This is a genomic window from Streptomyces sp. NTH33, from assembly GCF_003236365.1.
Classification (GTDB): domain Bacteria; phylum Actinomycetota; class Actinomycetes; order Streptomycetales; family Streptomycetaceae; genus Streptomyces.
Window position 1 is genome coordinate 1 of record NZ_POTZ01001044.1, and the last position, 710, is coordinate 710.

Consider the following 710-nt stretch of genomic DNA (forward strand, 5'->3'; position numbering starts at 1 on the left):
GGCGCGTACCGCCCTTCCTATGCCGTGCGGGCCGTGCGGGCGGTTCGGTTCTGCGAGGGGGGCGCGAGCCATTGGTCGCGTATGCCCAAGTCCGCGCTCGGGTATGCGCGGGTGCGCGGTGGCGGCGGGGGCCGTACCGGACAATGGCCCTGTGCTGGAGATGACGCGCGAGGAGTTCGAGGAACTGGTCGCCGAGGCTCTCGACCGGATTCCGCCGGAGTTGACGCGGCTGATGGACAACGTCGCGGTGTTCGTCGAGGACGAGCCGCCCGCCGACGATCCCGAGCTGCTCGGGCTGTACGAGGGGACCCCTCTGACGGAGCGCGGTGAGTGGTACGCGGGCGTGCTGCCCGACCGGATCACGATCTACCGCGGACCGACGCTGCGGATGTGCGAGACACGGGAAGACGTGGTCGTGGAGACCGAGGTCACCGTGGTGCACGAGATCGCCCACCACTTCGGGATCGACGACGAACGCCTGCACGCCCTGGGGTACGGCTGAGGCTCGTCCGGGCCGGTCGCGTGTCCTCTTGCGGGTGAAGGGCGTTGGGCACGGTGACGTCTTTCATCCCGGAGGTGGCTTCCCGTGCGCCCCTTGTACCTGTCGGTCCGTCTCGCCGCCGCGGTCGCTGCCCTCGCCGCTGCCACCGGCTGCGTGAGTGTGGGGGAGGACACCGGTGGCGGGGCCCGGCCCTCGCACTCCGCGGGGC

At 71.1% G+C, this 710-nt stretch carries 1 protein-coding gene; it reads left to right on the top strand.

The genetic code is table 11. From position 1 onward, the window contains the following. The first annotated feature begins 151 nt into the window (after positions 1-151). On the top strand, positions 152-502 hold the full coding sequence (locus tag C1I97_RS38360; RefSeq protein ID WP_181447122.1) for a metallopeptidase family protein: 351 nt from the start codon (positions 152-154) through the stop codon (positions 500-502). Positions 503-710: the final 208 nt, after the last annotated feature.